At 67.7% G+C, this 25,929-nt stretch carries 21 protein-coding genes; 9 read left to right on the forward strand and 12 right to left on the reverse strand.

The genetic code is table 11. The features are described 5' to 3' along the window. Window positions 1-182: 182 nt before the first annotated feature. Complete coding sequence (locus tag ACZ6YV_RS10130; RefSeq protein WP_465509307.1) at window positions 183-542, reverse strand: winged helix-turn-helix transcriptional regulator; 360 nt, start codon at window positions 540-542, stop codon at window positions 183-185. A gap of 75 nt (window positions 543-617) precedes the next feature. On the opposite strand from ACZ6YV_RS10130, the gene ACZ6YV_RS10135 reads away from it, so the two are divergent. After that, window positions 618-1,214, forward strand: coding sequence for an NADPH-dependent F420 reductase (locus ACZ6YV_RS10135; RefSeq protein ID WP_465509308.1), 597 nt, complete (start codon window positions 618-620; stop codon window positions 1,212-1,214). A gap of 54 nt (window positions 1,215-1,268) precedes the next feature. Continuing rightward, window positions 1,269-1,907, forward strand: a complete 639-nt coding sequence (locus ACZ6YV_RS10140) for a hypothetical protein (RefSeq protein ID WP_465509309.1) — start codon at window positions 1,269-1,271, stop codon at window positions 1,905-1,907. 49 nt (window positions 1,908-1,956) lie between these two features. Here ACZ6YV_RS10140 and ACZ6YV_RS10145 read toward each other — a convergent pair whose 3' ends face one another. Beyond that, the gene (locus tag ACZ6YV_RS10145) at window positions 1,957-4,461 is read right to left on the reverse strand and encodes a DEAD/DEAH box helicase (RefSeq protein WP_465509310.1); all 2,505 of its coding nucleotides are present in this window, start codon (window positions 4,459-4,461) and stop codon (window positions 1,957-1,959) included. A 152-nt stretch (window positions 4,462-4,613) separates the two neighbouring features. Here ACZ6YV_RS10145 and ACZ6YV_RS10150 point away from each other — a divergent pair, with 152 nt between their 5' ends. Beyond that, window positions 4,614-5,861 (forward strand): primosomal protein, encoded by a 1,248-nt coding sequence (locus tag ACZ6YV_RS10150; protein ID WP_465509311.1) that lies wholly within the window; start codon window positions 4,614-4,616, stop codon window positions 5,859-5,861. A 185-nt stretch (window positions 5,862-6,046) separates the two neighbouring features. Here ACZ6YV_RS10150 and ACZ6YV_RS10155 read toward each other — a convergent pair whose 3' ends face one another. Both ACZ6YV_RS10155 and ACZ6YV_RS10160 read right to left on the reverse strand, forming a co-directional pair. Further along, the gene (locus ACZ6YV_RS10155; protein WP_465509736.1) at window positions 6,047-7,255 is read right to left on the reverse strand and encodes an MFS transporter; all 1,209 of its coding nucleotides are present in this window, start codon (window positions 7,253-7,255) and stop codon (window positions 6,047-6,049) included. A gap of 65 nt (window positions 7,256-7,320) precedes the next feature. Next, window positions 7,321-8,421, reverse strand: a complete 1,101-nt coding sequence (locus tag ACZ6YV_RS10160; RefSeq protein WP_465509737.1) for an adenosine deaminase — start codon at window positions 8,419-8,421, stop codon at window positions 7,321-7,323. Between the two features lie 210 nt (window positions 8,422-8,631). Between ACZ6YV_RS10160 and ACZ6YV_RS10165 the strand changes: the two genes are divergently transcribed. Continuing rightward, window positions 8,632-9,720, forward strand: a complete 1,089-nt coding sequence (locus tag ACZ6YV_RS10165; RefSeq protein ID WP_465509312.1) for a PA containing protein — start codon at window positions 8,632-8,634, stop codon at window positions 9,718-9,720. A gap of 414 nt (window positions 9,721-10,134) precedes the next feature. Here ACZ6YV_RS10165 and ACZ6YV_RS10170 read toward each other — a convergent pair whose 3' ends face one another. The 8 genes from ACZ6YV_RS10170 to ACZ6YV_RS10205 form a co-directional block, all read right to left on the reverse strand. Further along, the gene (locus tag ACZ6YV_RS10170) at window positions 10,135-11,415 is read right to left on the reverse strand and encodes a thymidine phosphorylase (protein ID WP_465509313.1); all 1,281 of its coding nucleotides are present in this window, start codon (window positions 11,413-11,415) and stop codon (window positions 10,135-10,137) included. Next, window positions 11,412-11,801: a cytidine deaminase gene (locus ACZ6YV_RS10175; RefSeq protein ID WP_465509314.1), complete on the reverse strand. Its 390-nt coding sequence runs from the start codon at window positions 11,799-11,801 to the stop codon at window positions 11,412-11,414. The genes ACZ6YV_RS10170 and ACZ6YV_RS10175 overlap by 4 nt, the downstream gene beginning before the upstream one ends. Before the next feature lies 1 nt (window position 11,802). Further along, window positions 11,803-13,074 carry an ABC transporter permease gene (locus tag ACZ6YV_RS10180; RefSeq protein ID WP_465509315.1) on the reverse strand — a complete coding sequence of 424 codons (1,272 nt, stop codon included), beginning with the start codon at window positions 13,072-13,074 and terminating at the stop codon, window positions 11,803-11,805. Window positions 13,075-13,111: 37 nt separating this feature from the next. Further along, window positions 13,112-14,200, reverse strand: a complete 1,089-nt coding sequence (locus ACZ6YV_RS10185) for an ABC transporter permease (RefSeq protein WP_465509316.1) — start codon at window positions 14,198-14,200, stop codon at window positions 13,112-13,114. Beyond that, on the reverse strand, window positions 14,197-15,777 hold the full coding sequence (locus ACZ6YV_RS10190; RefSeq protein WP_465509317.1) for an ABC transporter ATP-binding protein: 1,581 nt from the start codon (window positions 15,775-15,777) through the stop codon (window positions 14,197-14,199). The genes ACZ6YV_RS10185 and ACZ6YV_RS10190 overlap by 4 nt, the downstream gene beginning before the upstream one ends. Before the next feature lie 80 nt (window positions 15,778-15,857). Continuing rightward, the gene (locus ACZ6YV_RS10195) at window positions 15,858-16,997 is read right to left on the reverse strand and encodes a BMP family lipoprotein (protein ID WP_465509318.1); all 1,140 of its coding nucleotides are present in this window, start codon (window positions 16,995-16,997) and stop codon (window positions 15,858-15,860) included. Window positions 16,998-17,337: 340 nt separating this feature from the next. Then, the gene (locus ACZ6YV_RS10200) at window positions 17,338-18,096 is read right to left on the reverse strand and encodes a Tat pathway signal sequence domain protein (protein ID WP_465509319.1); all 759 of its coding nucleotides are present in this window, start codon (window positions 18,094-18,096) and stop codon (window positions 17,338-17,340) included. Between the two features lie 2 nt (window positions 18,097-18,098). Further along, a complete protein-coding gene (locus ACZ6YV_RS10205; RefSeq protein ID WP_465509320.1) occupies window positions 18,099-20,951 on the reverse strand; it encodes a glycosyl hydrolase family 95 catalytic domain-containing protein in 2,853 nt (950 codons plus the stop codon). 420 nt (window positions 20,952-21,371) lie between these two features. On the opposite strand from ACZ6YV_RS10205, the gene sdhC reads away from it, so the two are divergent. The 5 genes from sdhC (at window position 21,372) to ACZ6YV_RS10230 (ending at window position 25,904) form a co-directional block, all read left to right on the forward strand. Further along, the gene (gene sdhC, locus ACZ6YV_RS10210) at window positions 21,372-21,815 is read left to right on the forward strand and encodes a succinate dehydrogenase, cytochrome b556 subunit (protein WP_465509321.1); all 444 of its coding nucleotides are present in this window, start codon (window positions 21,372-21,374) and stop codon (window positions 21,813-21,815) included. Between the two features lie 2 nt (window positions 21,816-21,817). Then, window positions 21,818-22,231: a succinate dehydrogenase hydrophobic membrane anchor subunit gene (locus ACZ6YV_RS10215; RefSeq protein WP_005165555.1), complete on the forward strand. Its 414-nt coding sequence runs from the start codon at window positions 21,818-21,820 to the stop codon at window positions 22,229-22,231. A gap of 28 nt (window positions 22,232-22,259) precedes the next feature. Beyond that, a complete protein-coding gene (gene sdhA, locus ACZ6YV_RS10220; protein ID WP_465509322.1) occupies window positions 22,260-24,014 on the forward strand; it encodes a succinate dehydrogenase flavoprotein subunit in 1,755 nt (584 codons plus the stop codon). Further along, window positions 24,014-24,784, forward strand: a complete 771-nt coding sequence (locus ACZ6YV_RS10225; protein ID WP_465509323.1) for a succinate dehydrogenase iron-sulfur subunit — start codon at window positions 24,014-24,016, stop codon at window positions 24,782-24,784. The genes sdhA and ACZ6YV_RS10225 overlap by 1 nt, the downstream gene beginning before the upstream one ends. A gap of 154 nt (window positions 24,785-24,938) precedes the next feature. Beyond that, entirely contained in the window at window positions 24,939-25,904 is a 966-nt protein-coding gene (locus tag ACZ6YV_RS10230) for a hypothetical protein (RefSeq protein WP_465509324.1), read from the forward strand. Window positions 25,905-25,929: the final 25 nt, after the last annotated feature.

Genomic DNA, 25,929 nt, shown 5'->3' on the forward strand with positions numbered 1-25,929 from the left:
TCAAGATCTCCGGCGGATGGCGCACCCACCACGGCGCCACCACCTGGCTCACCGTCCGCTCCTACATCTCCACCACCCGCAAAAACGGCCACAACGTCCTCGCCGCACTCCGCGCCGCCATCACCGGAAACCCCTGGCTACCAACCAACCTAGCCACCAGCTGACTAGTAACGATTCGTGTTCTAACCCGAATCGCCACTCACGACCACCTTGTCTTGAGCCGCCATAACCTCATCACCGTGCCGATAGGCCCACTCCCCAAAGGCCTCGATCGGACCGAGAAGGCTGACCCCGAGGTCCGTCAGCGAGTACTCGACCTTCGCCGTCCGCCCACAGTCGCGCCGGTGGACCAGGCCGTTGAACTCCAGCCGCCGGACGGTCTCCGTGAGCACCTTCGTGCTGATCCCGCCCAGCCGTCGCCGTAACTCGGCAGGCCGCTGTGGCCCGTCGCGCAGCGCCCACAGGACGACCGGGTTCCACGTGTTCGCCATCAGGTCGAAGGCCAGCCGGGCCCGGCAGTCGGCGAGGAAGACGTCGTTCATGGGACCTCCGGTAACCACTTGGTACCCGCGCGGCTTTCTACGGTCGTGTCGTAACTCGATCTTAGGGAGCGGCACATGCGTATCGGTATTTTCGGCGCGGGCGGGATGGCGGAGGCGCTCGGGGGCCAGTGGGCCGGGGCCGGGCACGAGGTGATGGTCGCCGCACGCGACCGCGCCAAGGCCGCGAAGATCTCCGCCCGCGTGGGCACCTGGGCGGAGACAGCGCGCTGGAGCGACGTGATCCTGCTCGCCGTCCCCGCGCCGTCGGTGGCGGAAGTCCTTGCCATGGCTGGAGATCTCGCCGGAAAGGCGCTGATCGACTGCACCAACGCGGTCGGCCCCGGCGCCTTGCTCACGATCCCCGACCAGGCGGAGCGAATCGCCGCCGCCGCGCCGGACGCGCACGTGGTCAAGGCGTTCAACCTGTGCCACGTGGACGTCTGGCGAATGACGCCCCCCGTGTTCGACGGCCGCCCGCTCGCGGTGCCGCTCTGCGGCACGCCGGACGCCGTCGAGGTGGTGAGCTCCTTGGTCCGCGACCTCGGTTGCACGCCCCTGAACGCCGGCGGACTCGACCGGGCGGGGCTCATGGAGGCGACCATGGCGTTCATGGTCGGGCTGTGGTTCGACGGCCACGACGCGCAGGCCTGCTTCCCGCCCCTTCCCGCCTGAATTCAGGGTCGTCCCCGATGTGCCGGGCCGGGTGGCCGGGCGAAGGTGTGCGGCATGGGGAAGAAGACCTGGCGGCAGCTGACCGTGTGGCTGCACGTGATCACGTCGGTGGGCTGGATGGGAGAGGCGCTGGCGCTGTTCACCCTCCTGGCGATCAGCCGCACCACCGACGACGGCGCGATCCGCGTCGCCGCGACGTCCATGGCGCACCAGATCGACTCGCTCCTGCTGGCACCGCTCGCCAACGCGTCGGCCTTCACCGGCTTCATGCTCGCGGCGGCGACTGCCTGGGGGTTCACCCGGCATTGGTGGGTGCTGGCGAAGTTCGCGATCACGCTCGTCCAGCTCTACGCCGGGATCTTCCTGCTGTCGGGCGCTTTGCGGGATTCCGTCGTGGCGGCGCGGGCCGGTGAACCGGCGCCCACACCGCCGGCGCTGGTGGCCGGAACGGCGCTGATGGCGAGCGCTTTGGCGTTCCAGGCTTGGCTTTCGATCGCGAAACCGTGGGGAAAGGCCCGCACAGGCGCGAAACTGCCGGTGGCGCCGACGTGGATGTTCGTCGCCGCGGTCGTGGCGCCGCTGGTGGACATCACGGTGGGCCTGCTGCTCGGGTACCCGTTGCCCGCGCTCTCCCTGATCGTGCTGATCGTCCAGCTGGTCCGGCGCCGCCGGGTTCTCGCCTCAAGTCCGTGAAGGCCTCCTTCTCTACCTTCAGAGTAGGGAAGGAGGCCTTCACGGACCTTCAGAGCTGGTCCACCGCCGTGATCCGGATGACCGCCGAGCCCGCCTCGTCCGACGCCGCCAGGTCGACCTCCGCACTGATACCCCAGTCGTGGTCGCCCGCCGGGTCGTCGAAGATCTGCCGCACCCGCCAGATCTCGGCTTCCTTCTCGATGATCAGCAGCTTGGGCCCGCGCGCGTCCGGCCCGATGCCGAGCGTTTCGTGCTCGTCGAAGTAGTCCTCGATGGCGTCTTCCCACGCGTCCGCGTCCCAGCCCGAAGCGGCGTCCAACTCGCCGAGTGTCCCGTAGGAACGCCGGGCGGCCAGTTCGACCCGGCGGAACAGCTCGTTCCGCACGAGCACCCGGAACGCCCGCTCGTTCCGCGTGACCGCGGGCGGCTCGGACGGCGGCCTCGCCGAAACGGGGCCTTCCTCTTCGGGATTCCGCAAGGCTTCCCACTCGTCGAGGAGACTGGAGTCGACCTGGCGCACCAGTTCACCGAGCCATTCGATGAGGTCCTGCAGCCCCTCGTCCTTGGCCTCGTCGGGAACTGTGTGCCGGAGCGAGTCGTAGGTGTCGGTGAGATACCGCAGCACCAGCCCTTCCGAGCGGGCGAGCTGGTAGAAACCGATGTACTCCACGAAGTTCATCGCGCGCTCGTACATGTCGCGCACGACGGACTTCGGCTTGAGCTCGTAGTCGTCGACCCACGGATGCCCTTGCCGGTAGCGGGAATACGCCGCCTCCAGCAGTTCCTCCAGCGGTTTCGGGTACGTGACGTTTTCGAGCAGTTCCATCCGCTCGTCGTATTCGATGCCCTCGGCCTTCATCGCCTGCACGGCCTCGCCGCGGGCCTTGAACTGCTGCTGCGAAAGCACCGGCCTCGGATTGTCCACAGTGGATTCCACAGTGGATACGACGTCGAGCGGATAGGACGGTGATTCGAGGTCGAGGAGTTCGATCGCGGCCAGCGCGAACGGCGAAAGCGGCTGGTTCAGTGCGAAGTCGAACTGCAGGTCCACGGTGAGCCGGACGATCCGGCCCTGCTCGTCGGGCTCGTCGAGCCGCTCCACGACACCGGCCGCGAGCAGCGCGCGGTAGATCGCGATCGCGCGCAGGATCAGCTTCCGCTGAGCGGGACGGTCGGAATGGTTGTCCTCCAGCAGATGCCGCATGGAGTCGAACGCGTTGCCCGGCCGGGAAACGACGTTCAGCAGCATCGAGTGGCTGACGTGGAAACTCGACGTCAGCGGCTCCGGCTCGGCCGCGATCAGCCGGTCGAAGGTGCTCTCCGTCCAGTTGACGAACCCTTCGGGCGCCTTCTTGCGGACAATCTTCTTTTTCTTCTTGGGATCGTCGCCCGCCTTCTCCAGCGCCTTGGCGTTTTCGACGACGTGGTCCGGCGCCTGCACGACGACGTAGCCGTCGGTGTCGTACCCGGCGCGGCCCGCCCGCCCGGCGATCTGGTGGAACTCACGTGCCTTGAGGTGCCGTTGCCGCACCCCGTCGTACTTCGTCAGCGCGGAGAAGACCACTGTGCGGATAGGTACGTTGATGCCGACGCCGAGCGTGTCGGTCCCGCAGATCACCTTCAGCAGCCCGGCTTGCGCGAGCTGCTCGACCAGGCGCCGGTACTTCGGCAGCATGCCGGCGTGGTGCACGCCGATACCGTGCCGGACAAGCCGCGACAACGTCTTCCCGAACCCTGCCGAAAAGCGGAAGTCGCCGAGCATCTCGGCGATGGCCTCCTTCTCCGCCTTCGAGGTGACGTTGATGCTCATCAGTGTCTGCGCGCGCTCGATCGCCGCCGCCTGCGAGAAGTGCACGACGTAGACCGGCGACTGACCGCCGTGGAGCAGCTCGGACATCGTTTCGTGCAACGGTGTCAGCGCGTAGCGGAAGGTGAGCGGCACCGGCCGCTCCGCCGAGGTGACCACCGCGGTCGGGCGGCCCGTGCGCCGGGTGAGATCTTTTTCGAAGAACGAGACGTCGCCCAGCGTCGCCGACATCAGCACGAACTGCGCCTTCGGCAGTTCCAGCAGCGGCACCTGCCAGGCCCAGCCGCGATCCGGCTCCGAATAGAAGTGGAACTCGTCCGCGATGACCTGGCCGACCGGCGCGTCGGCGCCGAACCGCAGCGCCATGTTCGCCAGGATTTCCGCCGTACAGCAGATGATCGGCGCGTCGGCGTTCACCGCCGAGTCGCCGGTCATCATGCCGACGTTCTCCGCGCCGAAGATCTCGATGAGCTGGAAGAACTTCTCCGAGACCAGCGCCTTGATCGGCGCCGTGTAGTAGCTGCGGAGGCCGCGCGCGAGGGCGGTGAAGTGGGCCCCGACGGCGACCAGGCTCTTCCCCGAACCCGTCGGTGTCGACAGGATCAGGTTCGCCCCGGAGACCACTTCGATGATGGCCTCCTCCTGCGCGGGGTACAGCTCTAGCCCGCGCTCGGCTGTCCAGGCGGAGAAGGCTTCGAACAGCGAGTCGGGGTCGGGAGCCGCAGGCAGGAGGTCTGTAAGTGTCATCAGGAGGCCTATCGTGCCATCCGTTGGTCGCTTCTTGCCCAGGGGTGATCGCGCCCATCGGCGGAAACCCGTAGGCTTCGCGGTACCGCGCACCCACCGGGCAGCATCACCCGGCCGCGCGCACACAGGCGGTAATCCGAGAGGGCTAAGGAATGGCACAGGACATCATCCCGATCGAACTCGGCCTGCCACAGGGTGACGTCGTCACTCTCTGGGCGCCGCGCTGGCGGGAAGACGGCGAGGAATGGGAAGCCTTCCTCGGCGACGAGGAGGACCTGTACGCCTTCCCGGACGCCGCGCATCTCGCCGCCTTCGTGCGGACTTCCGAGCAGCATGACCTGCTCGACCACCCCGCGTGGGAGGTCGTGCCGGCGCTGAACGTGCCCGAGCTGATCCCGGACGACGACCACACCTACGACCTGGTGGGCGTCCCCGAGCTGGTCGCCGAGAAGCCGGACCAGTGGACGCTCGGCGAGCTGGCCGAGATCATCGGCATCGTGCGTTCGCTCGCGGACGTGTGCGAGCTCGAAGAGGTCCACGAGGTCCTCGACGCGCACGAGAGCTTCTCGCTGCTGGACCAGGGCACGCTGCCCTTCTCCGGCCGCGACGGCGAGCGCCTGTGGGCGGACCTGTCGCAGGCGGTCTCCGAGAAGTGGGACATCGTGCTCGACGCGATCGACGGTCTGGCGACCGCTCCCGACGTCGACGAGAAGGTGCTTGAGCAGACGGCGGAGGAGCTCGCGACCTTCCTCGCGGAGTCCGCCGAAGCCGAGGCGGCCGCCGCCGAGGACGACGACCTCGAAGACGTCGACGAGGACGATGACGACGAAGACGACGAGCCCGTCGGCTTCTGGGGCGAGGTCGGCATCGACCCGATCAAGATCATCACCTCCGGCGCCGAGTACTACACGCTGCGCTGCTACCTCGACGACAAGCCGATCTTCCTCGGCAGCGAAGGCGAGATCGACGTCTTCTCCTCCGAGAAGGCCCTCATCCGCGCGATCGCGGACGGCAAGGAGCTGGCGGGCAACGATCTCGCCCAAGTGTCCACTTGGGACGAGGTGACCACGAAGGCCACCGCGGGCGAGCTCGAGATCGAGGTCGACACCGAGAACACCTACGTGCTGACCGGTATCGCCGACGACATCGCCGAAGGCCCGGAGTCGATCGACCCGACCCAGTTGGAGCTGGCCGTCGAGCTGATCACCGACGCCGCCGAATGGGCCGACGACGACAGCGTCGACACCGCGCTGGCCGCCAACGAAAGCCTCGGCTGGCTGGTGTCGTTCGTGCTGCGGCCGGACCCCACGCGCCTCGAGCCGAGCGCTCCGTTCGACGCCGAGCAGTCCGAGTGGCGCAAGCTCGTCGAGACCTTCGAAAACCGGCTCACGGTGGTGTAGCTCGCGCGCTGACGAAAAGCGCGCCGAAGGGGCGCCCTGGCCGTACGCAACTCACGTTGGGTGCGGAGGGCGCCCCTTCATCGCGTTTTCGTGGGCCTTCGGCCCGAAAGAGGGCGCGCGAGGTGAAGTCTCTCGTCGCGCTGGCGCGCTTCCGAGAGACAGTCCGCCGGTCACCTCGCGGCCCCTCAGGTTCGTCCTGAGGGGCTCTTTTCGTCTTTGACGGGTATCAGGGCCACGGCCAGCGCCGGGAAGACCGCGGCCACGCAGAAGGCCAGCGCGTACCGCGAATCACCGATCACCAAGCCCAGCATCGGCGGCGTCAGTGCGGCGGCGATGTTCTGGCCGGTGTTCTGTGTGCCCATCGCCCGCCCCGCCCACGCGAGCCCGGCCATCTCCGCCGACGCGGTGAACCCGAGCCCGTTGTCGGACACGGTGATCACCGCGGCCAGGACGAGCGCGAGCAGCACCAGCCACGGCCACGTCGCGTCCCCGAGCGCGACCAGCAGCATCGCCCCGGCGCTCGAGATCGCCAGCTGCCGCATCGGCCGCAGCCTGCTGCCGACGCGGTCGGACCAGTAGCCCGACACCAGCCTGCCCAGCGCGCCGAGGATCTGGACAGCGCCGACGAACCAGCCCGCGGACGCCGCCGTCCAGTGATGCATGGTCACCAGGTACACGGGGGTGAACGCGGAAACCGTGAACTGCGGGACGACGAGCAGCGCGCTCGCGCCGTGGACCCGCCACAACGCCGGCTTCCGGTACGGCGACGGCGGCTTCTCCCCCGGCGCGGTCCCCGACTCCGGCCGCGGCGGGTCGACCAGGAGCCAGGCGACCAGGAGCGCGACGACGACCGCGGCCAGCGCGGGCAACATGAGCGAAACCTGGAACCCCCAGCGATCCGCGAGCGGCGGGAGGCCGAACGCGGCGACGCCCACCCCGAGCGGCTGGGCCATCTGGCGGATGCCCATCGCGAGGCCGCGTTCGGCCGGGCCGAACCAGCCGAGGACAGCCCGGCCGCTCGCGGCGTTCACTGACGCGGTGCTCGCGCCGGCGAGCAGGAACACTCCAAAGAGGGTCCCGAGCGAGTGGTCACCGGCGGCCGCGTACACGAGGAGTAACCCCGAGACGCCGAGTCCGAGAGCCATTACCAAACGCTCTCCGTAACGGTCCGCGGCCGCACCCCACAGGATCAAGGTGAACAACAGGCCAAGACTCGGCGCCGCGACCACCGTTCCCGCTTCGGCGAGCGTGAGGCCCTCCGCACGCTGCATGGACGGCACCAGGAATGGGATCCCGTAGAGGAACGAACAGCTCGCGGTCTGCGCGGCGAGGCCGAGCGCGAGGATGAGCCAGCGTCGTTTTCCGCCGATCCCCACGTCCGCGACCTGCGCCATCATCGCCACCGTTTCACTATTTGGGAAAGTTCTCCTACATAGTGAACGATAGTTGCCGGTGCTAACTAACGCAAGGCGGCATACCCGGGCTTGATCACCGTGTTGATGATGTCGAGCCGCTGGTCGAAATCGAGGAACGCGGATTTCATCGCATTGATGGTGAACCACTCGAGATCGGCCAGCCCGAAGCCGAAGGCCTCGGCCAGGGCGGCGAATTCGCTGGTCATCGAGCAGCCGCTCATCAGCCGGTTGTCGGTGTTGACGGTGACCCGGAAGCGCAGCCGGGCGAGCAGGCCGATGGGATGTTCGCCGATCGAGCGCACCGCCCCGGTCTGGACATTGGACGTGGGGCAGATCTCCAGCGGGATCCGGCGGTCGCGGACGTAGGCGGCCAACCGTCCCAAATGGACCGTGCCGTCACTGTCGGTCTTGATGTCGTCGACGATGCGCACACCGTGGCCGAGCCGCTCCGCGCCGCAATGCTGAATCGCCTCCCAAATCGACGCGAGCCCGAACGCCTCCCCGGCATGAATGGTGAAATGCGCATTATTCGTCCGCAGAAACTCGAATGCGTCGAGATTTCTGGTAGGCGGAAATCCATCTTCCGGTCCGGCGATGTCGAACCCGACCACGCCGGCGTCGCGGTAGCGGACGGCGAGGCCGGCGATCTCGAGGGCCCTGGCGTGCTGGCGCATCGCGCAGAGCAACGTCCCGACGCGGATCCGGCCACCGGCGGCCGCCACTCTCCGTTCACCTTCCGCGAACCCGGCCTGAATAGCCTCGACCACCGCATCGAGTGACAGTCCGCGTTCGACGAAGAGTTCGGGCGCGTAACGCACCTCGGCGTAGACCACGCCGTCCGCCGCGAGGTCTTCCACCGCCTCGGCGGCCACTCTGACCAGCGCTTCCTCGGTCTGCATCACGCCACAGGTATGCGCGAACGTCTCAAGGTACGAGACGAGGGAGCCGGAGTCGGCGGCCTCGCGGAACCATCGGCCGAGTGCGACGGGATCGGTGGTGGGCAAGGCCCGGTACCCGGTCTGGTCGGCGAGTTCGGCGACCGTGGCGGGACGCAATCCGCCGTCCAGGTGGTCATGGAGGAGAACCTTGGGAGCGCGGGTCAGTACCGCCTCCGGGATGCGGGAACTACTGCTTTCAGAGGACATACGTAACGGTAACCAGGCTGTCATTCCCCTACATGGTGGTAAGTCACCGGCTCTGGTTAACCCTCAGCTTTGTCGATCACGGGCTGAATCGGCCATCAGGGGCAGAGCTCGGCATTGTCCGATACCCGGGGGCCATACGCACAGCAATTTCGCAATGGATAAGCTTCACGTCACGTCCCTCCCATTTCCCCGCCCCCGAAGGACACCGCAGTGACCACTGACAACCACATTGCAGCCCCGTCCTTCGACCGGATGCGCAACATGCTGGTGCGCGCGGCCGAAGTGCGTGAGAGCGAACAGCAGCAGATCTTCGACGCGCTCGACGACATCTACGCACGTCTGGCGCCGGTCGACTCGCTCGGCGCGGTCCGCAAGCGCCTCTCGGAGATGCCCGACCGCACCGAGACCGGCGTGCTCGCCGAGCGCCTCGACGAGACCATGTCGCGGCTCGAAGCGCAGGACACCGCGATCGCCGCGCTGACCCGCGCCGTCGAGAGCATCGTCGACAAGCTGGCCAAGCCGTTCGCCCAGCTCGACGGCCGCCTCGACGGCATGGCCGCGCGCCTCGAAGGCGTCGGGGGCCGGATGGACGGGCTCGAGGACAAGCTCCAGAACATCCACCGCCGTCTCGACGAGCTCGGCGCGCACCTGGACAAGCAGGACGTGAAGACCGACTCGCTGCCGCAGTCGGTGATCGGCCCGGTGCGCGAGCGCGTCGAGCAGGCCGAGTCGGCCCTGCGCGACCGCGTCGACACCGTCGACCGCGAGCTGCGCACCCGCGTCGAGAACCTCGACAAGGCCACCAAGGAAAGCCTCACCGCGAACACCGAAGCGCTGAAGACCGCGCTGACCGAGACCGGCGAGATGATCGACGCCTCGGATCGCCTCGACGGCCTCGGCGACCGCCTCGAGAAGGTCACCTCGCGCCTCGACGACCTCGCGGAGCGGCTCGACAAGGTCGAGGACGGCTTCACCGGGCGCCTCGGCGACCTCGACGGCTCGATCCGCAGCGGCCTGTCGAAGGTCGAGAGCACGCTGCAGAAGCAGCCGGACACCGACTCGGTCGACACGCTGGTGCGCAAGAGCAACGACGAGTCCGTGCGCCGCATCGGCGGCCAGCTGGACGAGGCCATGGCGACCTTCGCGGAGCTCATGCTCGGCGGTGGCCCGGCCGTGCAGCAGATCTCCCCGCCGCCGCCCGCGCCGCGTCAGCCGCGTCGCAGCTCGCGCAACGGCCGGGCGCCCAAGGCGGCCGACGCCAAGGTCAAGGCCGACGGCACCGACGAGACCACCGACTGACCTCTTCACGCGTGAAGGCCCCCTTCCCCGGCTCCGCCTCGGGAAGGGGGCCTTCACGCTTCTCCGCCTCGCTACGCCCCCCGCCCTCCGACCTGCGTTTAGCGGGCTAAACGCGATCTGGCGGCGACTGGCACGCCCCGCATTTAGTCCTCTGAATGCAGTAAGGGGCTCACCGCGACAAGGGCGCGCGCCGCGGGTGCCCGGTGTGGTCGCCAGGAGCCAGCCACCACACCCCGCGCGTGCGGGAACGCGTCGCGTTTAGCGGGCTAAACGCGATCCGGCGCCAGCCGGGCCCCGGACGTCCTGAAGGCCCCCTTTGAGACGTTCAACGTCTCAAAGGGGGCCTTCAGGACACGAGGCCGCGACCCGGGGTCCGGCGCCGCCACAGATCGCGTTTAGCCCGCTAAACGCAGGTCAGGGGCGCACGGTCTCCAGGACGAGCGGAGCGGAGTCCGGCGCAGAGGAGCCGACAGCGTAGGCGTCTTCGAGCGCAGCGAGAGCCGAAGCAACGGCGTCCGGAGTGTCCGTGTGCAGCTCCAGCAGCGGCTGCCCGGCCGACACCTTGTCGCCCGGCTTCGCCAGGCACAGCACACCGGCCGCGGCCTGCACCGGATCCTCCTTGCGCGCCCGCCCGGCCCCGAGCCGCCAAGCGGCGACCCCGACCGAGTACGCGTCCAACGACGTCAGCACCCCATCCGAAGGCGCCGAAACGACGTGCACGTGCTTAGGCCGCGGCAGAGCGGCCTCCGGATCCCCGCCCTGAGCGGCGATCATCCGGCACCACGTCTCATAAGCCCGACCCGAAGCGAGCACCGCGGCCGGGTCCACATCGGACAGCCCCGCCAGCGCCAGCATCTCTCGCGCCAAAGCCACGGTCAGCTCGACGACATCCGCCGGGCCGCCGCCGCGCAGGACCTCGACCGACTCCGCGACCTCGATCGCGTTCCCGACGGCATATCCCAAAGGCACGTTCATGTCCGTGATCAGCGCCGTCGTCGCGACGCCGTGCGCGGTCCCGATCTCCACCAGCGTCCGCGCGAGTTCCCGCGCCTCCGGAAGCGTCTTCATGAACGCGCCCGAACCGGTCTTCACGTCGAGAACGAGCCCGGCCGAGCCTTCCGCGATCTTCTTGCTCATGATCGAGCTCGCGATCAGCGGGATCGACTCCACCGTCGACGTCACGTCCCGCAGCGCATACAGCTTCTTGTCCGCCGGAGCCAGCCCGGACGTCGCCGCGCAGACCACCGCGCCGACCTCGTCGAGCTGCCGGATGATCTCCGACGTCGACAGCGCGGCACGCCAGCCAGGGATCGACTCCAGTTTGTCCAGCGTCCCGCCGGTGTGCCCGAGCCCGCGCCCGGACAGTTGCGGCACGGCCGCGCCACAAGCCGCGACGAGCGGCGCCAGCGGCAGCGTGATCTTGTCGCCGACACCGCCTGTCGAATGCTTGTCGATCGTCGGACGGCTAACCTTCAGATCAAGCCGCTCCCCCGAGGAGATCATCGCGCCGGTCCAGCGCGCGATCTCGCCGGAATCCATCCCCCGCAGGAAGATGGCCATCGCGAGCGCGGCCATCTGTTCCTCGGCGATGTCGCCGCGCGTGTACGCGTCGATCGTCCAGTCGATCTGCTCGTCGGAGAGCCGTCCGCCGTCCCGCTTGGCACGGATGACGTCGACGGCGGCGAACCCGCTCATGGCAGATCGTCCGGTCCGAAGGCGTCCGGCAGCACCGAAGACATCGGCAGGATCCCGCTCGGGGTGTCCACCAGGCAGTCGGAACCGCCGTGCTCGAACAGGATCTGACGGCAGCGCCCGCACGGCATCAGCAGAGCGCCTTCACCACTGCGGCACGCGACGGCGACGAGCTTGCCGCCGCCGGTCAGCCGCAGCTGCCCCGCCATCGTGCATTCCGCGCACATTCCCAAGCCGTACGAAGCGTTTTCGACGTTGCAGCCGACGACGATCCGGCCGTCGTCCACCACGGCCGCCGCACCGACGTGCAGCCCCGAGTACGGCGCGTACGCCGACTTCGCCGCTTCGACGGCTTGAGCCCGCAGGGCTTCCCAGTCGTACTCAGCCATGTCAGTCCTCACCTCGTCGGTACAGCGCGCCGTCCGCCTTGGGCGGCCGCAGCCGCTGCGAAGCCACCGCCAGCACGATCAGCGTCACGAAGTGCGCCGTGTACGGGATGAGGTCGCTGGGCAGATCGTCGTTCGTCCAGTAGATCGCGTACAGCAGAGCCGCGCCGAAGACACCGAGCGCGGCGGCGATCCACTGACGGCGGAACAGCTGCACGGCCACGATCACGGCCAGCAGGATCACCGCGCCGTACAGCAGCGCGAGCACCGCGGTACCGCCACCGGCGAGCTGGAGACCGTCGGCGTACCCGAACAGCGCCGCGCCGCCGAGCAGGCCACCCGGCCGCCAGTTGCCGAAGATCATCGCCGCGAGACCGATGTAACCGCGGTTGTTGGTCTGGTTCTCCAGGTAGTCCGCGCCGCCGGCGAGCAGCACGAGTGACGCGCCACCCATCCCGGCGAGCCCGCCGGAGATGATCATGGCGACGTACTTGTGCAGGTAGACGTTCACGCCGAGGGACTCGGCCGCGACCGGGTTCTCACCGCAGGACCGCAGCCGCAGGCCGAACCGCGTGCGCCACAGCACGAGGTAGCTGATCGGGACCAGCGCGATCGCGATCATCGTCAGCGGCGCGACCTCGGTGACCAGGCCGTTGAGGATCCCGGCGAGGTCGGAGATGAAGACGCGCTGCATCTTCTCCAGATCCGCGAGCCAGTCCGAAAGGAACGTCGCCGAATAGGTGTCGAACTTCGGCACCGGCGGCGACTGGCGCGGGTTCCCCGAAAGCGGGGTGAAGATCAGGTTCGCCAGGTACTTCGCGACCCCGAGACCGAGCAGGTTGATCGCCACACCGGAGACGATGTGGTTGACGTTGAAGGTCACCGTCGCGACGGCGTGCAGCAGCCCGCCGAGCGCGCCGAACACGATCGCCGCGATCAGCCCGGCCCAGACCCCGCCGTGGTACGCGCCCCACGCGGCACCCCAGGTGCCGAGGATCATCATGCCTTCGAGGCCGATGTTGATCACGCCCGCGCGTTCGGCCCAGAGCCCGCCGAGCGCGCACAGCAGGATCGGCAGCGCCAGCCGCAGCGCGGTGTGCGCGGTGTTGGTCGAGGTCAGCGTGTTGACGCCGGTGGCGTAAGACGCGATCGCGAGCACACCGACCGCCAGCAGACCCCAGATGGCGCCCTTGAGCCAGCCCGGGATACGCCGCTTCGGCGGCTTCACCGGCATGGTGGTCCCGCCCGTGTTGGGCGAAAGAACGTCCGTAGTCATGCCGCCTCCGCGGTGAAAAGTACGTCGGCGGTGGTGATCACACCGCACCTCCCTCGGACACGCTGGAACCCTTACCCGCCAGCGCGCGACCGACGCGACGCTGTTCGGCGGCCAGGTCCGCGCGGCGCACGATCTCGTACGCGATGACGACCGACAGCACGATCACGCCCTGCATGATCGTGGCGATCTCTTTGGACACGTTGATCTGCTCCAGCGACACCGCGGACCGGTCGAGGAACGCCCACAGCAGGGCGCCCAACGCGATCCCCGCCGGGTGGTTCCGGCCGAGCAGCGCGACCGCGATGCCGGTGAAGCCGTACATCTGGGTCGAGGTGATGCCGTAGGTGAAGTCGCGGCCGAGCAGTTCCGGCATCGCGATCAGACCGGCGACACCGCCGGAAAGCAGCATCGCGATCAGCGTCATCTTCTTGGCGTTGACGCCACCCGCCGCGGCGGCCGTCGTCGATTCGCCGGAGGCCTTCAGCTCGAACCCGAACCGGGTCCGGTTGAGCATGAACCAGTAGGCCGCGCCGATCAGCGCCGCGATGATCACGAAGCCGAACAGCTCGCCCGACCCGATCGGGATCCCGGGGATGCGGCCGGTTTCGGCGATCTCACGGGTGGCGATGTTGTTGCCGGTCTGCACGCCGAACTGGTCGGCGTTGACCAGGAACGCCACGATGCCGCCGACGATCGCGTTCAGCATGATCGTCGAGATGACCTCGGAAACACCTCGGGTCACCTTCAGCACCGCGGGGATCGCCGCGTAGAGCATGCCGCTCAAGACCGCGACGACCAGGATCGCGAGCACGTGGATCACCGGCGGCAGCCGCAGCGCCCCGCCGATGATGGCGGTGACGATGGCGGCGAACCGGTACTGGCCCTCGACACCGATGTTGAAGAGGTTCATCTGGAAGCCGATGGCCACCGCGAGCCCGGACAGGTAGTAGATCGTCGCGAGGTTCACCGTGTCGACGGCCGTCGAGCCCTTGAAGAGCTGCCCGACCATCGTGCCGTAGGCCTGGAGCGGGTCCGCGCCCGAGATGATCAGCGCGATGGCGGTCAGGATGACCGCGAAAACGATCGCGAGCAGAGGCGGCAGCAGCCTCGTACGCCAGGAACTCACGATGCACCTTCTTCTTCGGAGTCTTCGGAAGCACCCGTCATCGCGGAGCCCAGTTGCTGCGGGGTCACGGTCGCGGGGTCGGCCTCGCCGACCAGCCGGCCGCGGAGCATGACCTGGATGGTGTCCGACAGCCCGATCAGCTCGTCGAGGTCGGCCGAAACCAGCAGGACGGCCAGCCCGGCCGCGCGGGCCTGGCGGATCTGCTCCCAGATCAGCGCCTGCGCGCCGACGTCGACACCACGCGTCGGATGCGAAGCGATCAGCAGGACAGGGTTGCCGGAAAGCTCGCGTCCGACGATCAGCTTCTGCTGGTTACCACCGGAAAGCGCGGCGGCCGGGACGTCGATGCCCGGCGTGCGGACGTCGTACTGCTCGACGATGCGGCGGGTGTCTTCACGCGCGCCGGCGATGTCGAGCAGCTGGCCCTTGGCGACCGGCTCTCGCGTCTGGTAGCCGAGGATCCGGTTGACCCACAACGGTTGCGTGAGCAGGAGGCTGTGCCGCGTGCGGTCTTCGGCGATGTAGCCGATCCCGGCCTCGCGGCGGGCGAGCGTCCCCAGTTTGTGCAGTTCGACGGTCTCGCCGTCGACACCCGTGAGCTCGATCCGGCCGCCGCCCTTGCGCATGCCCATGATCGTCTCGACGAGCTCGGTCTGGCCGTTGCCCTCGACGCCGGCGATGCCGAGCACCTCACCCGCGTGCACGGTGAAGGAGATGTGGTCGAGCACGTTCCGCTCGGAACCCTCGACCTTCAGGCACACGTCGTCCAAGCGCAGGACGTCCCGATCGGTCACCGTGGACTCGCGGGTCTCGGGGCTGGGCAGTTCCGAACCGACCATCATCTCGGCCAGCTGGCGCGAGGTGATCGTCTTCGGATCGGCCGTGCCGACCGTGGTGCCGCGGCGGATCACGGTGACCGTGTCGGCGATCGCGCGCACCTCGTCGAGCTTGTGCGAGATGAAGAGGAAGGTGAAGCCGTCCTTCTGCATGGTGCGGACGGTCTCGAACAGCGCGTCGACCTCCTGCGGCACGAGCACCGCGGTGGGCTCGTCGAGGATGATGATCCGCGCGCCGCGGTAGAGCACCTTGACGATCTCCACGCGCTGGCGGTCGGCGACGCCGAGTTCTTCGAGCAGCACGTCGGGGCGGGCGTTGAGGCCGACCTGTTCGGCGAACTTCGCCAGCTTCGCCCTGGCCGCGCGGCCGATGCCGTGCAGGTTCTCCGCGCCGAGGAAGACGTTCTCCCCGACGGTGAGGTTGTCGGCCAGCATGAAGTGCTGGTGGACCATCCCGATCCCGGCCTTGATGGCGTCCTGCGGGTTGCGCAGTTTCACCGGTTCGCCGTTGATCGCGATGCCGCCCTCGTCCGGCTGTTGCATGCCGTAGAGGATTTTCATCAGGGTCGATTTGCCCGCGCCGTTCTCGCCGCAGACGGCGTGCACCTCGCCCTTGATGACGGTGAGGTTGACGTCGGAGTTGGCCACGACACCGGGGAATCGCTTCGTGATCCCGGTCAGCTGCACGGCCGGTTCACCCCGGTCGGGGGCGTCGGTGACCTCGGCCTGGGGAGCGCTCATGAAAAGCCATCCAGTTCTGGGAGTAAACAGGTGAGGGCTCGGAAGGGGTTACCCTCCCGAGCCCCGCTGCCTGGTAGAGCTTACTTCTGCGGCTTGTCCGAGACGGTGATCGCCCCGGAGACGATCTGCGCCTTGTAGCCGTCGAGGACGTCCTTGATGTCGTCGATCTTGCCACCGGAGGTGGCGTAGCCGACGCCGTCGACCTTGAGGTCGAAGCGCTTCGGCAGCGACGTCAGGTCGCCCTTCGCCAGTGCGCGCAGGTAGTCGAACACCGCCACGTCGACGCGCTTGAGCATCGAGGTGATGATGACGTCCTTCGACGCCTCGACCGTCTTCTGGTTGTACTGGTCGGAGTCGACGCCGATGGCGAGCGCGTTGTTCGTCTTGGCGGCCTCGAAAACGCCCTTACCGGAGGCGCCGGCGGCGTGGTAGACGACGTCCGCGCCCTTGGCGATCTGCGCGGCGGCCTTCACGTTGCCCTTCGCCGGGTCCTGGAACCCGGAGAAGTCACCGGCCGGGGTGAGGTACTCGTCCTCGATGACGGCCTTGGTCGAAGCGGCCTTCACGCCCTGGAGGAAGCCGGCCTCGAACTTCTGGATCAGCGGCGTGTTCACGCCACCGACGAAGCCCACGTGGCACTTCTTCGACTTGTACGCGGCGGCGACACCGGCCAGGAACGAGCCCTGCTCCTCGGCGAAGACCAGCGGGGTGACGTTCGGCGCCTTGACGGAGTCGTCGTCGACGATCGCGAACTGGGTGTTCGGGTACTTCGGCGCGATGGCGCCGACGGCCTTGGCGTAGGCGAAGCCGACCGCGATGACCGGGCTGAAGCCCTGCGACGCGAGCTGGTCGAGACGCTGCGACTTGGCGGCCTCGTCCTCGGTCGCCGCGGCGGTGCTTTCGGTGACCGCGGTGACGCCGAGGTCACTCTTGGCCTTGTCGGTACCGGCGGCGGCGGAGTCGTTGAACGACGCGTCGCCACGGCCGCCGACGTCGAAGGCCAGCGCGACCTTGAGCTTGCTGCCGTCGACCTTCTCACCCGCCTGCGCGGAGCTTGTCGACGCGGCCGCCGCGGCGGGCGGCTTCGGCGCCGTCACGCAGCTGGCGGACTGGTCCCCCGTGCTCGCGTTGTTGTTGTTCCCCGCACCCGAATCCTTCGCGCACCCGGTCAGTACCAAAGCACCGGCCATGGCGGCGGCGGCCAGCGCGGTTCCACGCATGCGACGCAACGTGTGTCTCCCTCCCCGCTGATCCAGCGGATGGTCCGAAGAAAGCGACCCGGCAACGTTGCCGGGTTCGACCGAGAGACGGTACCTAACGGCCGCTTTGCTGCCATAGGAAAGGCACGCTACGTAACACAAACGTTTACTCATGAGTCGTAAGCGCGACGAAGGAAGTACTTACGGTGATCACAATGGAGTAGTCGCGGGACGGTCCCCTTCCCCCGTTCGAGCCGGGCGACGAGGGCGTTAACGCGCTGTTCAGGGCCGCTGTGCGAGCATGCCGAGGCGACGACTGACGCCCCTACCGCAGGGGATGCCGTCGCCACCGTCGGTGACTTCAGACGAGCTGGAAGGACTTCAGGCCGCGGATGTTCTGGTGGCAGTTCTTGAGGCCGGCGGAGTTCAGGCTGCGGTAGACGCCCCATTTCGGCCGCAGATAGTTCACGTCCCGCCACAGATCCGCGGCCTTCCGGACGTCGGCGACGGTCCGGGAACCGTCCTTGAGCACGCAGTGCAGATAGCCGCTGTGCGAAGCCTTGAACTCCCAGGCCACGTCGATCCACTTGTTCTGCAGCGGCGCGTAGTCGGCGAGGTCGGCTTCCGCGCCCGAGTCACCGCTGATGGTCAGCACCCCTTCGCCGCCCTTTTGGCGCGGCGTGAGGGTCCACTGCGGAGGACCGACGTCGGGCACCTTCATCTGGAACAGGTGGGTGAACGCCGTCGTCGCGGTCAGTTCGGTGGGCCAAAAGGCCTGGTACGAGATCCGCCACGTCTCGTCCTTCAGGATCTTGTACGTCTTGTCGCCGTCGCGCATCCCTTTCGACTCGTTGCGCTGCCGGTCGGTCGACGTGTCGACATCCCGCGTGTGCATGTCGAAGCGCCAGTGGTCGCCTTCGGGGTAGATGTGCTTCACCCCGGGATGCGATCCGGCGCGGTCGTCCTCCAGTCCTTCGAAAGCGCGCAGGCCGTCCTTCGCCGGGTCCGGGCTCCATCGCGGTGTCCAGGTGGCCGCGTGCGCGGTCCCGGTGCCGAGCGCGGCCGCGCCGAGCACGCCCGCCCCCAGGATGAGCGCCTTCCGGCGGTCGAGGTTCTCCATGGCTACTTTCCCTTCTCCAGGGTGACCGCGAACACGTGCGGCCTCGGGGTGGCGGCGGGGAGCGTGACCGACACGACCTCACGCGCCGGGTCGAGCGGGATCCGCTGGTGGAAGATCGCGAGCTTCACGGACTGGATCCCGGCCCGCGAGTGCAGCTGGTTCGTGGTGACGGCCTCGCTCTCGCCGAACGAGGCCGCCGCACGCCAGCCGGTGAGCCGCAGAGGGACGTCGACCGATCCATCCACATAGGACACCTTCAGCGTGGTCACGGCGTTGCCGGTGTCGGCGGCGCCGAGCAGGTGCAGGGTGGCGTACCTCCCGGCAGGCAACGGGATCGTCGCGCCGACGACGTTGTTCGGCGTGCCCTCGCTGCCGTTGACGAACAGGAACGGGACCCCGTCGTCGGCGACCTGCCCGGTCTGCGGCAGCTGGGCGGCCGGATAGGTGTTGCCCGAGCCGTCGAAATCGCCGTCGCCGAGGTAGAACTCGCTGGTCGCGCCGTCGGAGTTCAGCACGGCGGCGAGGTCCACCGGGACGAGGTCCCCGGCGGGCGGCAGCGCGGGAAGCCCCCACGCGGCCGCGGGTTCGCCGACCGGCACCGGCGCGATCGTCGTGTCCGGACGTCTTCCCCGCGCGTAGATCAGCACTTCGCGGCCCCGCGCGAGGTCGATGGTCACCGTGCCGTCGGGACGCTGCCGCCAGGACCGGGCGCCTTCGACCTCGAGCCTTCCGGGGATGGACGGCCTGAGCTTCAGCGGCTCGCCCGCCAGGCTCCGGACGCGGACGAACTTCGTGACCCCGGCCTTGCGCACCGCGCTGACCAGGAACGCGCCCTGCGTGCGGAAGTCGTGCAGGGTGACGTCGCGCCAGGTGGCCGGCACCGCGGGGAAGATCCGGATCGTGTCGCCCCAGCTCTGGCAGAGCATGTCGTGGATCGACTGCGCCGCGGACAACGGCGTTTCGATGACCGGGCCCGCCTCGTAGTACATGGTGTTGGGCTGGACGAACCGCGTGACGAACTCGCGCAGGTGCTTCAGCGCGTCGTCCCCGCGCTCCAGCGCCGCCGAAAGCGAAGCGGCGCCGGTGAAGCTGAACCCGCGCAAGGCGCCTTCGAAGCTGATCCAGTGCGCCAGCGACTTCGAGATCAGCTCCGCCTGCGCCGGGTCGTCCACGTTCAGCAGGTACAGCGGGTACGCCGCGAGCAGGTGCGAGTAGTGGCGATGCGATTTGGCGAACGGAACGCCGGTGCCGACCATCAGGCCGTTTTCGTCGACAGGGAAGGCGACGAGCTTGTCGAGCACCTCGCGCCACTTCGGTGCCAGCGGATCGTCGATCCGCAAGGTCTTCGCGGCGTCGAGCAGGGTTTGGCAGCTCCACCGGATCAGCGCGAGGTCGTAGTGGCAGTCGGGCGCGCGGCCGTACTCCGGCGAGAACGTCGGCGGCAGGTGCAGGCGGCCGTCGGCACCGGGCTTCAGGAAGTGGAGGTAGTAGTTCATCGCCTTGCGCAGCACCGGGAACAGGACGTCGCGCAGGATCGGAGTGTCCATGGTGTGGCGGTAGCTCAGCCAGACGTTGTGCAGCAGCCACGGCAGGTCGCCGATCTCGGCGTCCGCGTCCGGCCCCGGCACGCCGACGAACCCGGCGTCCGCGAACCGCGCGTCGGCGCTGCGCCGCAGCCCCATCGAATCCGCGCGGTACTCGGGCCGCAGACCGTCGATCAGCATCTGGCCGTTCTCGGCGATCGTCCGCGGGATCGGGTCGAGTTCGAGGTGGTTGGCTCCGTGCACCGGCCAGTATTCGAGCTGGGCGTTGAGGTTGTACCAGACCGACGGCCACGGCGTCGGCTCCAGCCAAGGACCGGTCGTCGCCATGATCGGCGCTTCGGCGCGGGCGGCGGACGCCAGTTTGTACAGCTGGATCCAGTAGAAGCCCTGCAGCCTCGCGTCCGGAATGGACAGGAAGCTCCGGCGGTGGAACGTATGCCACCAGCGCCGGTGGAGCACGGCCAGTGCGTCCACCGTGGACACTCCTGCGACGGCGGATCGCACCCGCCCCTCGGCTTCCGTCCCAGGATGGCTGTGCGCCGTCGACAGGACGAGCGTCTTGCCGCCGCGGCCCGCCCGGCGCGTCCGGTACGCCGTCGCGTTCTGCCCGCCCGCCACGAGCGGCTGGACGACCACGGTGGTGTCGCCTTCGACACGGGTCACCGGCGGCGGGTTGGGCTCGAAACCCTTCGGCGGCTGCTCGCGGACGATGCGCGGGCTCACCGCGGGCACCGGCGCGAAAGTGAGACCGAACCCTCGTTCTCCCGCGCTCGGTGCGACCTCCACCACGAACAGGTCGCGCGAAGTGTGGACGAACGCGCGGATCTCCAGGGTGCCCTTGTCGGTGGTCACGGTCCCGGTGAGCTCGGCGTTCCAGAGGTCGAGTCGCAGCCGGGCACCGGTGAGTTCACCCACTGGTGTGAGCAGCACCTTCCCGATCGGGAGCCGCGCGACACCCCATTCGTTACCGAAGGTGGGCCGGTGGTCCTGGGATTCGCTGTGGTCGATGGTGAACTTCAGCGCGTCCTGGTCGCGGTAGACCTGCACGCCGACGAAACCGTTGCCCAGGAACGGCCCCTCGTACCAGGTGCGCGGCAACCGTTCCCAGCGTGGATCCTGCCCGGCGAGGAAGCGTGACCAGTCCGCGTCCGTGCTCATCCCGTGACATCCGGCCGTGGCATCGCCGGTGTCCACAGAGGTCTCAGCGGTCTCAGCGGCTCCCGCCGCCGTCACGGGAAGCGCCCCGAGGAGGAGGCCCGCGGCGGTGCCGCCCAGCAGGTCGCGTCGTGGGAAACCAGCGGACTGGCCCATAGTCACCCCATCGTGAACTCGGCCGATTCATCGGATGTCTGACCGGACGAACCTAAGATATGACATATCACTCGTCAACAAGTCAATGTATCGACAACTCCTTTGGCCGAATCTTTCCGGATGTACCGCTGAGAGAGATCAGATGTTCGGCGTCCAGAGCGCCTGAGAGCAGGGCGGCCACGAGGAGCCAGGGCGGATTCGCCGGTATCACCCGCGACAGGGCGTGATGTCTGGTCCATCACACAGACGAACCCGGAAGTGAGCCCACCGTGAGGAGCGGGTCTAGCATCCTTTTCATCCACGCTCGATGACCATGATCTCGGCACCGTCGCCGGAGCCGTCCCCAGGTGGGCGACCCGGCGCAGGCGCGGAAACCAGCGGTCAGCGGGCCCAAGCCATGACGTTGGAGGCCGTTCACCGATGTCCACCACGGCTAGCACCGCCTCTGAGGCGGCCGCGAGCGATCGGTCGGGTGCCTCACGCCGGCAAGGGACCTTCTACCGGGGCGACCCCGGCATGTGGTCCTGGGTGCTGCACCGCATCACCGGCGTGCTGACATTCTTCTTCCTCTTCGTGCACGTGCTCGACACCGCGCTCGTGCGCGTGTCGCCCGACACGTACAACGAGGTCATCGAGACCTACAAGACCCCGCTGGTCAACCTCCTCGAGGTCGGCCTCGTCGGCGCGGTGCTGTTCCACGCGCTCAACGGCATCCGGGTCATGCTGGTCGACTTCTGGGAGAAGGGACCGAAGTTCCAGAAGCCGATGCTCTGGACCATCCTGGCCATCTGGGTCGTGGTGATGATTCCCGGTGCCTTCTTCATGATGAAGCGCACCGTCGAGGTTATGTTCGGGGGTAACTGACCATGGCTGAACTCGCTCTCGAGCGCCCGCGCGCCCCGAAGCGCGCCGCCGCCCGCCGCAGCAACTTCGAGCTCTACAGCTGGCTGTTCATGCGTATCTCGGGCCTCGCCCTGATCGTGCTGGTGCTCGGCCACCTGTTCATCATGAACATCCTCGACGGCGGCGTGCACCGCATCAACTGGGGCTTCGTCGCCGGCCGCTGGGCTTCGCCGTTCTGGCAGTTCTGGGACCTGTCGATGCTGTGGCTCGCCGAGATCCACGGTGGCAACGGGCTGCGCACGATCATCGACGACTACGCCCGCAAGGACAGCACCAGGTTCTGGCTGAAGATCGTGCTCTACGTCTCGATGGTGCTCATCCTCGCCGTCGGCACGATGGTGATCTTCACCTTCGATCCCGGTATCTCGGCCAACTGACGCCCACCACACGTTAAGCGGAGTCCTCATGCAGTTCCACAAGTACGACGTGGTGATCGTCGGCGCCGGTGGCGCCGGCATGCGCGCGGCCATCGAATCCGGCCAGCGCACGCGCACCGCGGTCCTCACCAAGCTCTACCCGACACGTTCGCACACCGGTGCCGCCCAGGGCGGCATGTGCGCCGCGCTCGCGAACGTCGAAGAGGACAACTGGGAGTGGCACACCTTCGACACGATCAAGGGTGGCGACTACCTGGTCGACCAGGACGCCGCCGAGATCATGGCGAAGGAAGCCATCGACGCGGTCCTCGACCTCGAGAAGATGGGCCTGCCGTTCAACCGGACGCCCGAAGGCAAGATCGACCAGCGCCGCTTCGGCGGGCACACCCGTGACCACGGCAAGGCCGCGGTGCGCCGCGCCTGCTACGCCGCGGACCGCACCGGGCACATGATCCTGCAGACGCTGTACCAAAACTGCGTCAAGCACGGCACCGAGTTCTACAACGAGTTCTACGTGCTCGACCTGGTGCTCACCCCGGACGAGAACGGCGACCCGGTCGCCTCCGGCGTCGTCGCCTACGAGCTGGCCACCGGCGAGCTGCACGTCTTCCAGGCGAAGTCGATCGTGTTCGCCACCGGCGGCGCGGGCAAGATCTTCAAGACGACGTCGAACGCGCACACCCTCACCGGTGACGGCCTCGGCATCATCTTCCGCAAGGGCCTGCCGCTGGAGGACATGGAGTTCTTCCAGTTCCACCCGACAGGTCTGGCCGGGCTCGGCATCCTCATCTCCGAGGCCGTGCGCGGTGAAGGCGGCATCCTCCGCAACGCCGACGGCGAGCGGTTCATGGAGCGCTACGCCCCCACCATCAAGGACCTCGCGCCGCGCGACATCGTCGCCAGGTCGATGGTTCAGGAAGTGCTGCAGGGCCGCGGTTGCGGGCCGAACAAGGACTACGTCGTCCTCGACGTCACGCACATCCCGGAAGAGACGCTGAACGCGAAACTCCCGGACATCATGGAATTCTCGCGGACGTACCTCGGCGTCGACCCGGTCACCGAGCCGGTGCCGGTGTTCCCGACCTGTCACTACGTGATGGGCGGAATCCCGACGAACATCCACGGCGAAGCGTTGCGGGACAACGAGAACGTCATCCCCGGCCTGTACGCCGCGGGTGAGGTGGCGTGCGTGTCCGTGCACGGCTCGAACCGGCTCGGCACCAACTCGCTGCTGGACATCAACGTCTTCGGCCGTCGCGCCGGCATCGCCGCCGCCGAGTACGCGCTGGCACACGACTTCGTCGAGCTGCCGGAGAACCCGACCACCATCGTCGAAGAGCAGCTTTCGGGCCTGCTTTCGGAGCACGGGGACGAGCGCGTCGCCGACATCCGCACCGAACTGCAGAAGACGATGGACTCGCACGCTTCGGTGTACCGCACCGAGGACACGCTGAAGCAGGCGCTGACCGACGTGCAGTCGCTGAAGGACCGCTACGAGCGGATCACCGTGTCGGACAAGGGGAAGCGGTACAACACCGACGTCCTCGAAGCCATCGAGCTGGGCTTCCTGCTCGAACTCGCCGAGGTCCTCGTCGTCGGCGCCCTGGCGCGCAAGGAATCCCGCGGCGGACACGCGCGCGAGGACTACCCGAACCGCGACGACACGAACTTCATGCGGCACACCATGGCCTACAAGCAGGGTTCCGAGCTGGCCTCCGATATCCGACTGGACTACAAGCCGGTGACCTTCACCCGCTACGAACCGATGGAGCGGAAGTACTGATGACCACGGCCACCCCCGAGAAGTCGGAGGCCGTGTCCTCCGACCACACGCCGATCACCGTCACACTGAAGATCCTGCGGTTCAACCCCGAGATCGACACCGAGCCGCACTGGGAGTCCTACGACGTCCCGGCGCAGCGCACCGACCGGCTGCTGAACCTGCTTTTCTACGTGAAGGACTACCTCGACGGGACGTTCTCGTTCCGTCGCTCGTGCGCGCACGGTGTCTGTGGTTCCGACGCGATGCAGATCAACGGCATCAACCGGCTGGCGTGCAAGGTCCTGATGAAGGACCTGCTGTCGCAGGACGGCAAGAAGACGACCATCACGATCGCGCCGATCAAGGGCCTGACGACGCTCAAGGACCTTTACGTCGACATGGACCCGTTCTTCGAGGCGTACCGTGCGGTGAAGCCGTACCTGATCGCCTACGGGAACGAGCCCACGCGCGAGCGGATCCAGTCGCAGGCCGACCGCGACCGGTTCGACGACACGACCAAGTGCATCCTGTGCGCCTGCTGCACGTCCTCGTGCCCGGTGTACTGGAACGACGGCTCGTACTTCGGCCCGGCGGCGATCGTCAACGCGCACCGGTTCATCTTCGACTCGCGTGACGAAGGCGCCGAAGAGCGTCTGGACATCCTGAACGACTCCGAGGGTGTCTGGCGGTGCCGGACGACGTTCAACTGCACCGACGCTTGCCCGCGCGGCATCCAGGTCACCAAAGCGATCCAAGAGGTCAAGCGCGCCCTCCTCTTCAAGCGCGTCTAACGTTTAAGTACATGAAGGCCCCCTTCCTTGCGCCTAGTGCAAGGAAGGGGGCCTTCATGTACTTCTGGCCGAGTTATCCACAATGGGGCAGTTATCCACAGGTCGACAAAACGGCTCTGGTGGGGCAGCCGGTCCGTACCCCACGCTGATCACCATGACCAAGAGGGGGAGATGGGCTCAGCATCCCGAACTGCTGCAGGAGCGGAGTCGCAACGGCGTCGTCCGAGCTTCCGATCTGGAAAACCTCGAAATGAGCAGCCGGACGATCTACACCCGTTGCCTGCCCGGCGGCCCTTGGCAACGCCTGCTGCCAGGCATAGTCCTGTTGCACAGCAACGAACCAACGACCGAACAACTCGTGACCGCCGGGCTCCTGCACGGCGGAGCGGAAGCGGTGGTCACCGGCACCGAAGCTTGCGTGCGGCACGGCCTGCGCTCGGCCGCGATGCCGCCGGAAACGGGACTACACCTGCTCATCCCGCATGAACGGAAGGTCCGTAGTACCGGCTTCGTGACGATGGAACGGACGGTCCGCTTGCCGTCGTCGATCGTCCGGGACGGAGTTCCCTTGGCACCGTTGATCCGAGCCACGACGGACACGGTCCGCCGGCTCGGGAACGCCGAGCAGGCCGAGGCGATCTTGATCGAAGCGGTCCAGAACGGCGGCTGCCATCCGAAGGCCCTGCTTCACGAACTCGACCATGGCACACAACGAGGAACCGCGGTGCCGCGACGTCTGCTGACGGGCTGGGTGGACCTGCGCTCGATGGCGGAGTCACGCGCCAAAATGCTCAGCCAACGCATGCCCTCGCCACCGAGCCATTGGAACGCCGCGATCTACGACCGGGAAGGGCGCTACATCGGACGTCCCGACGCGTTATGGGAGGACGTGGGTCTCGTCTGGGAAGTCGACTCTTTCGAATTTCATTTCCGGAAGTCGGACTACGCACGAACCGTTGCCCGCAACACGCGGTACGCCGCGGCAGGTCTCGTCGTCGTGCAGACCCTGCCTTCCCAGCTGCGAGACGACCCGGACGGCGTCATCACCGACCTCACCTCCGCACACCGAGTGGCCGCTGCCAGGCCCCGACCCGACTTTCACCTCGCGACCGCCGCCTGAAGTACATGAAGGCCCCCTTCCTTGC

Source organism: Amycolatopsis sp. NPDC102522 (assembly GCF_055584485.1).

Excerpts from the sequence above, each read along its gene's own strand:
- ACZ6YV_RS10160 (WP_465509737.1), bottom strand. The coding sequence starts at position 8,421 with ATGTCCTCTGAAAGCAGTAGTTCCCGCATCCCGGAGGCGGTACTGACC.
- ACZ6YV_RS10180 (WP_465509315.1), bottom strand. The coding sequence starts at position 13,074 with ATGACTACGGACGTTCTTTCGCCCAACACGGGCGGGACCACCATGCCG.
- ACZ6YV_RS10225 (WP_465509323.1), top strand. The coding sequence starts at position 24,014 with ATGACCACGGCCACCCCCGAGAAGTCGGAGGCCGTGTCCTCCGACCAC.
- ACZ6YV_RS10190 (WP_465509317.1), bottom strand. The coding sequence starts at position 15,777 with ATGAGCGCTCCCCAGGCCGAGGTCACCGACGCCCCCGACCGGGGTGAA.
- ACZ6YV_RS10200 (WP_465509319.1), bottom strand. The coding sequence starts at position 18,096 with ATGGAGAACCTCGACCGCCGGAAGGCGCTCATCCTGGGGGCGGGCGTG.
- ACZ6YV_RS10145 (WP_465509310.1), bottom strand. The coding sequence starts at position 4,461 with ATGACACTTACAGACCTCCTGCCTGCGGCTCCCGACCCCGACTCGCTG.
- ACZ6YV_RS10175 (WP_465509314.1), bottom strand. The coding sequence starts at position 11,801 with ATGGCTGAGTACGACTGGGAAGCCCTGCGGGCTCAAGCCGTCGAAGCG.
- sdhC (WP_465509321.1), top strand. The coding sequence starts at position 21,372 with ATGTCCACCACGGCTAGCACCGCCTCTGAGGCGGCCGCGAGCGATCGG.
- ACZ6YV_RS10230 (WP_465509324.1), top strand. The coding sequence starts at position 24,939 with ATGACCAAGAGGGGGAGATGGGCTCAGCATCCCGAACTGCTGCAGGAG.
- ACZ6YV_RS10150 (WP_465509311.1), top strand. The coding sequence starts at position 4,614 with ATGGCACAGGACATCATCCCGATCGAACTCGGCCTGCCACAGGGTGAC.
- ACZ6YV_RS10195 (WP_465509318.1), bottom strand. The coding sequence starts at position 16,997 with ATGCGTGGAACCGCGCTGGCCGCCGCCGCCATGGCCGGTGCTTTGGTA.
- ACZ6YV_RS10170 (WP_465509313.1), bottom strand. The coding sequence starts at position 11,415 with ATGAGCGGGTTCGCCGCCGTCGACGTCATCCGTGCCAAGCGGGACGGC.
- ACZ6YV_RS10155 (WP_465509736.1), bottom strand. The coding sequence starts at position 7,255 with ATGGCGCAGGTCGCGGACGTGGGGATCGGCGGAAAACGACGCTGGCTC.
- ACZ6YV_RS10215 (WP_005165555.1), top strand. The coding sequence starts at position 21,818 with ATGGCTGAACTCGCTCTCGAGCGCCCGCGCGCCCCGAAGCGCGCCGCC.
- ACZ6YV_RS10130 (WP_465509307.1), bottom strand. The coding sequence starts at position 542 with ATGAACGACGTCTTCCTCGCCGACTGCCGGGCCCGGCTGGCCTTCGAC.
- ACZ6YV_RS10135 (WP_465509308.1), top strand. The coding sequence starts at position 618 with ATGCGTATCGGTATTTTCGGCGCGGGCGGGATGGCGGAGGCGCTCGGG.
- ACZ6YV_RS10140 (WP_465509309.1), top strand. The coding sequence starts at position 1,269 with ATGGGGAAGAAGACCTGGCGGCAGCTGACCGTGTGGCTGCACGTGATC.
- sdhA (WP_465509322.1), top strand. The coding sequence starts at position 22,260 with ATGCAGTTCCACAAGTACGACGTGGTGATCGTCGGCGCCGGTGGCGCC.
- ACZ6YV_RS10205 (WP_465509320.1), bottom strand. The coding sequence starts at position 20,951 with ATGGGCCAGTCCGCTGGTTTCCCACGACGCGACCTGCTGGGCGGCACC.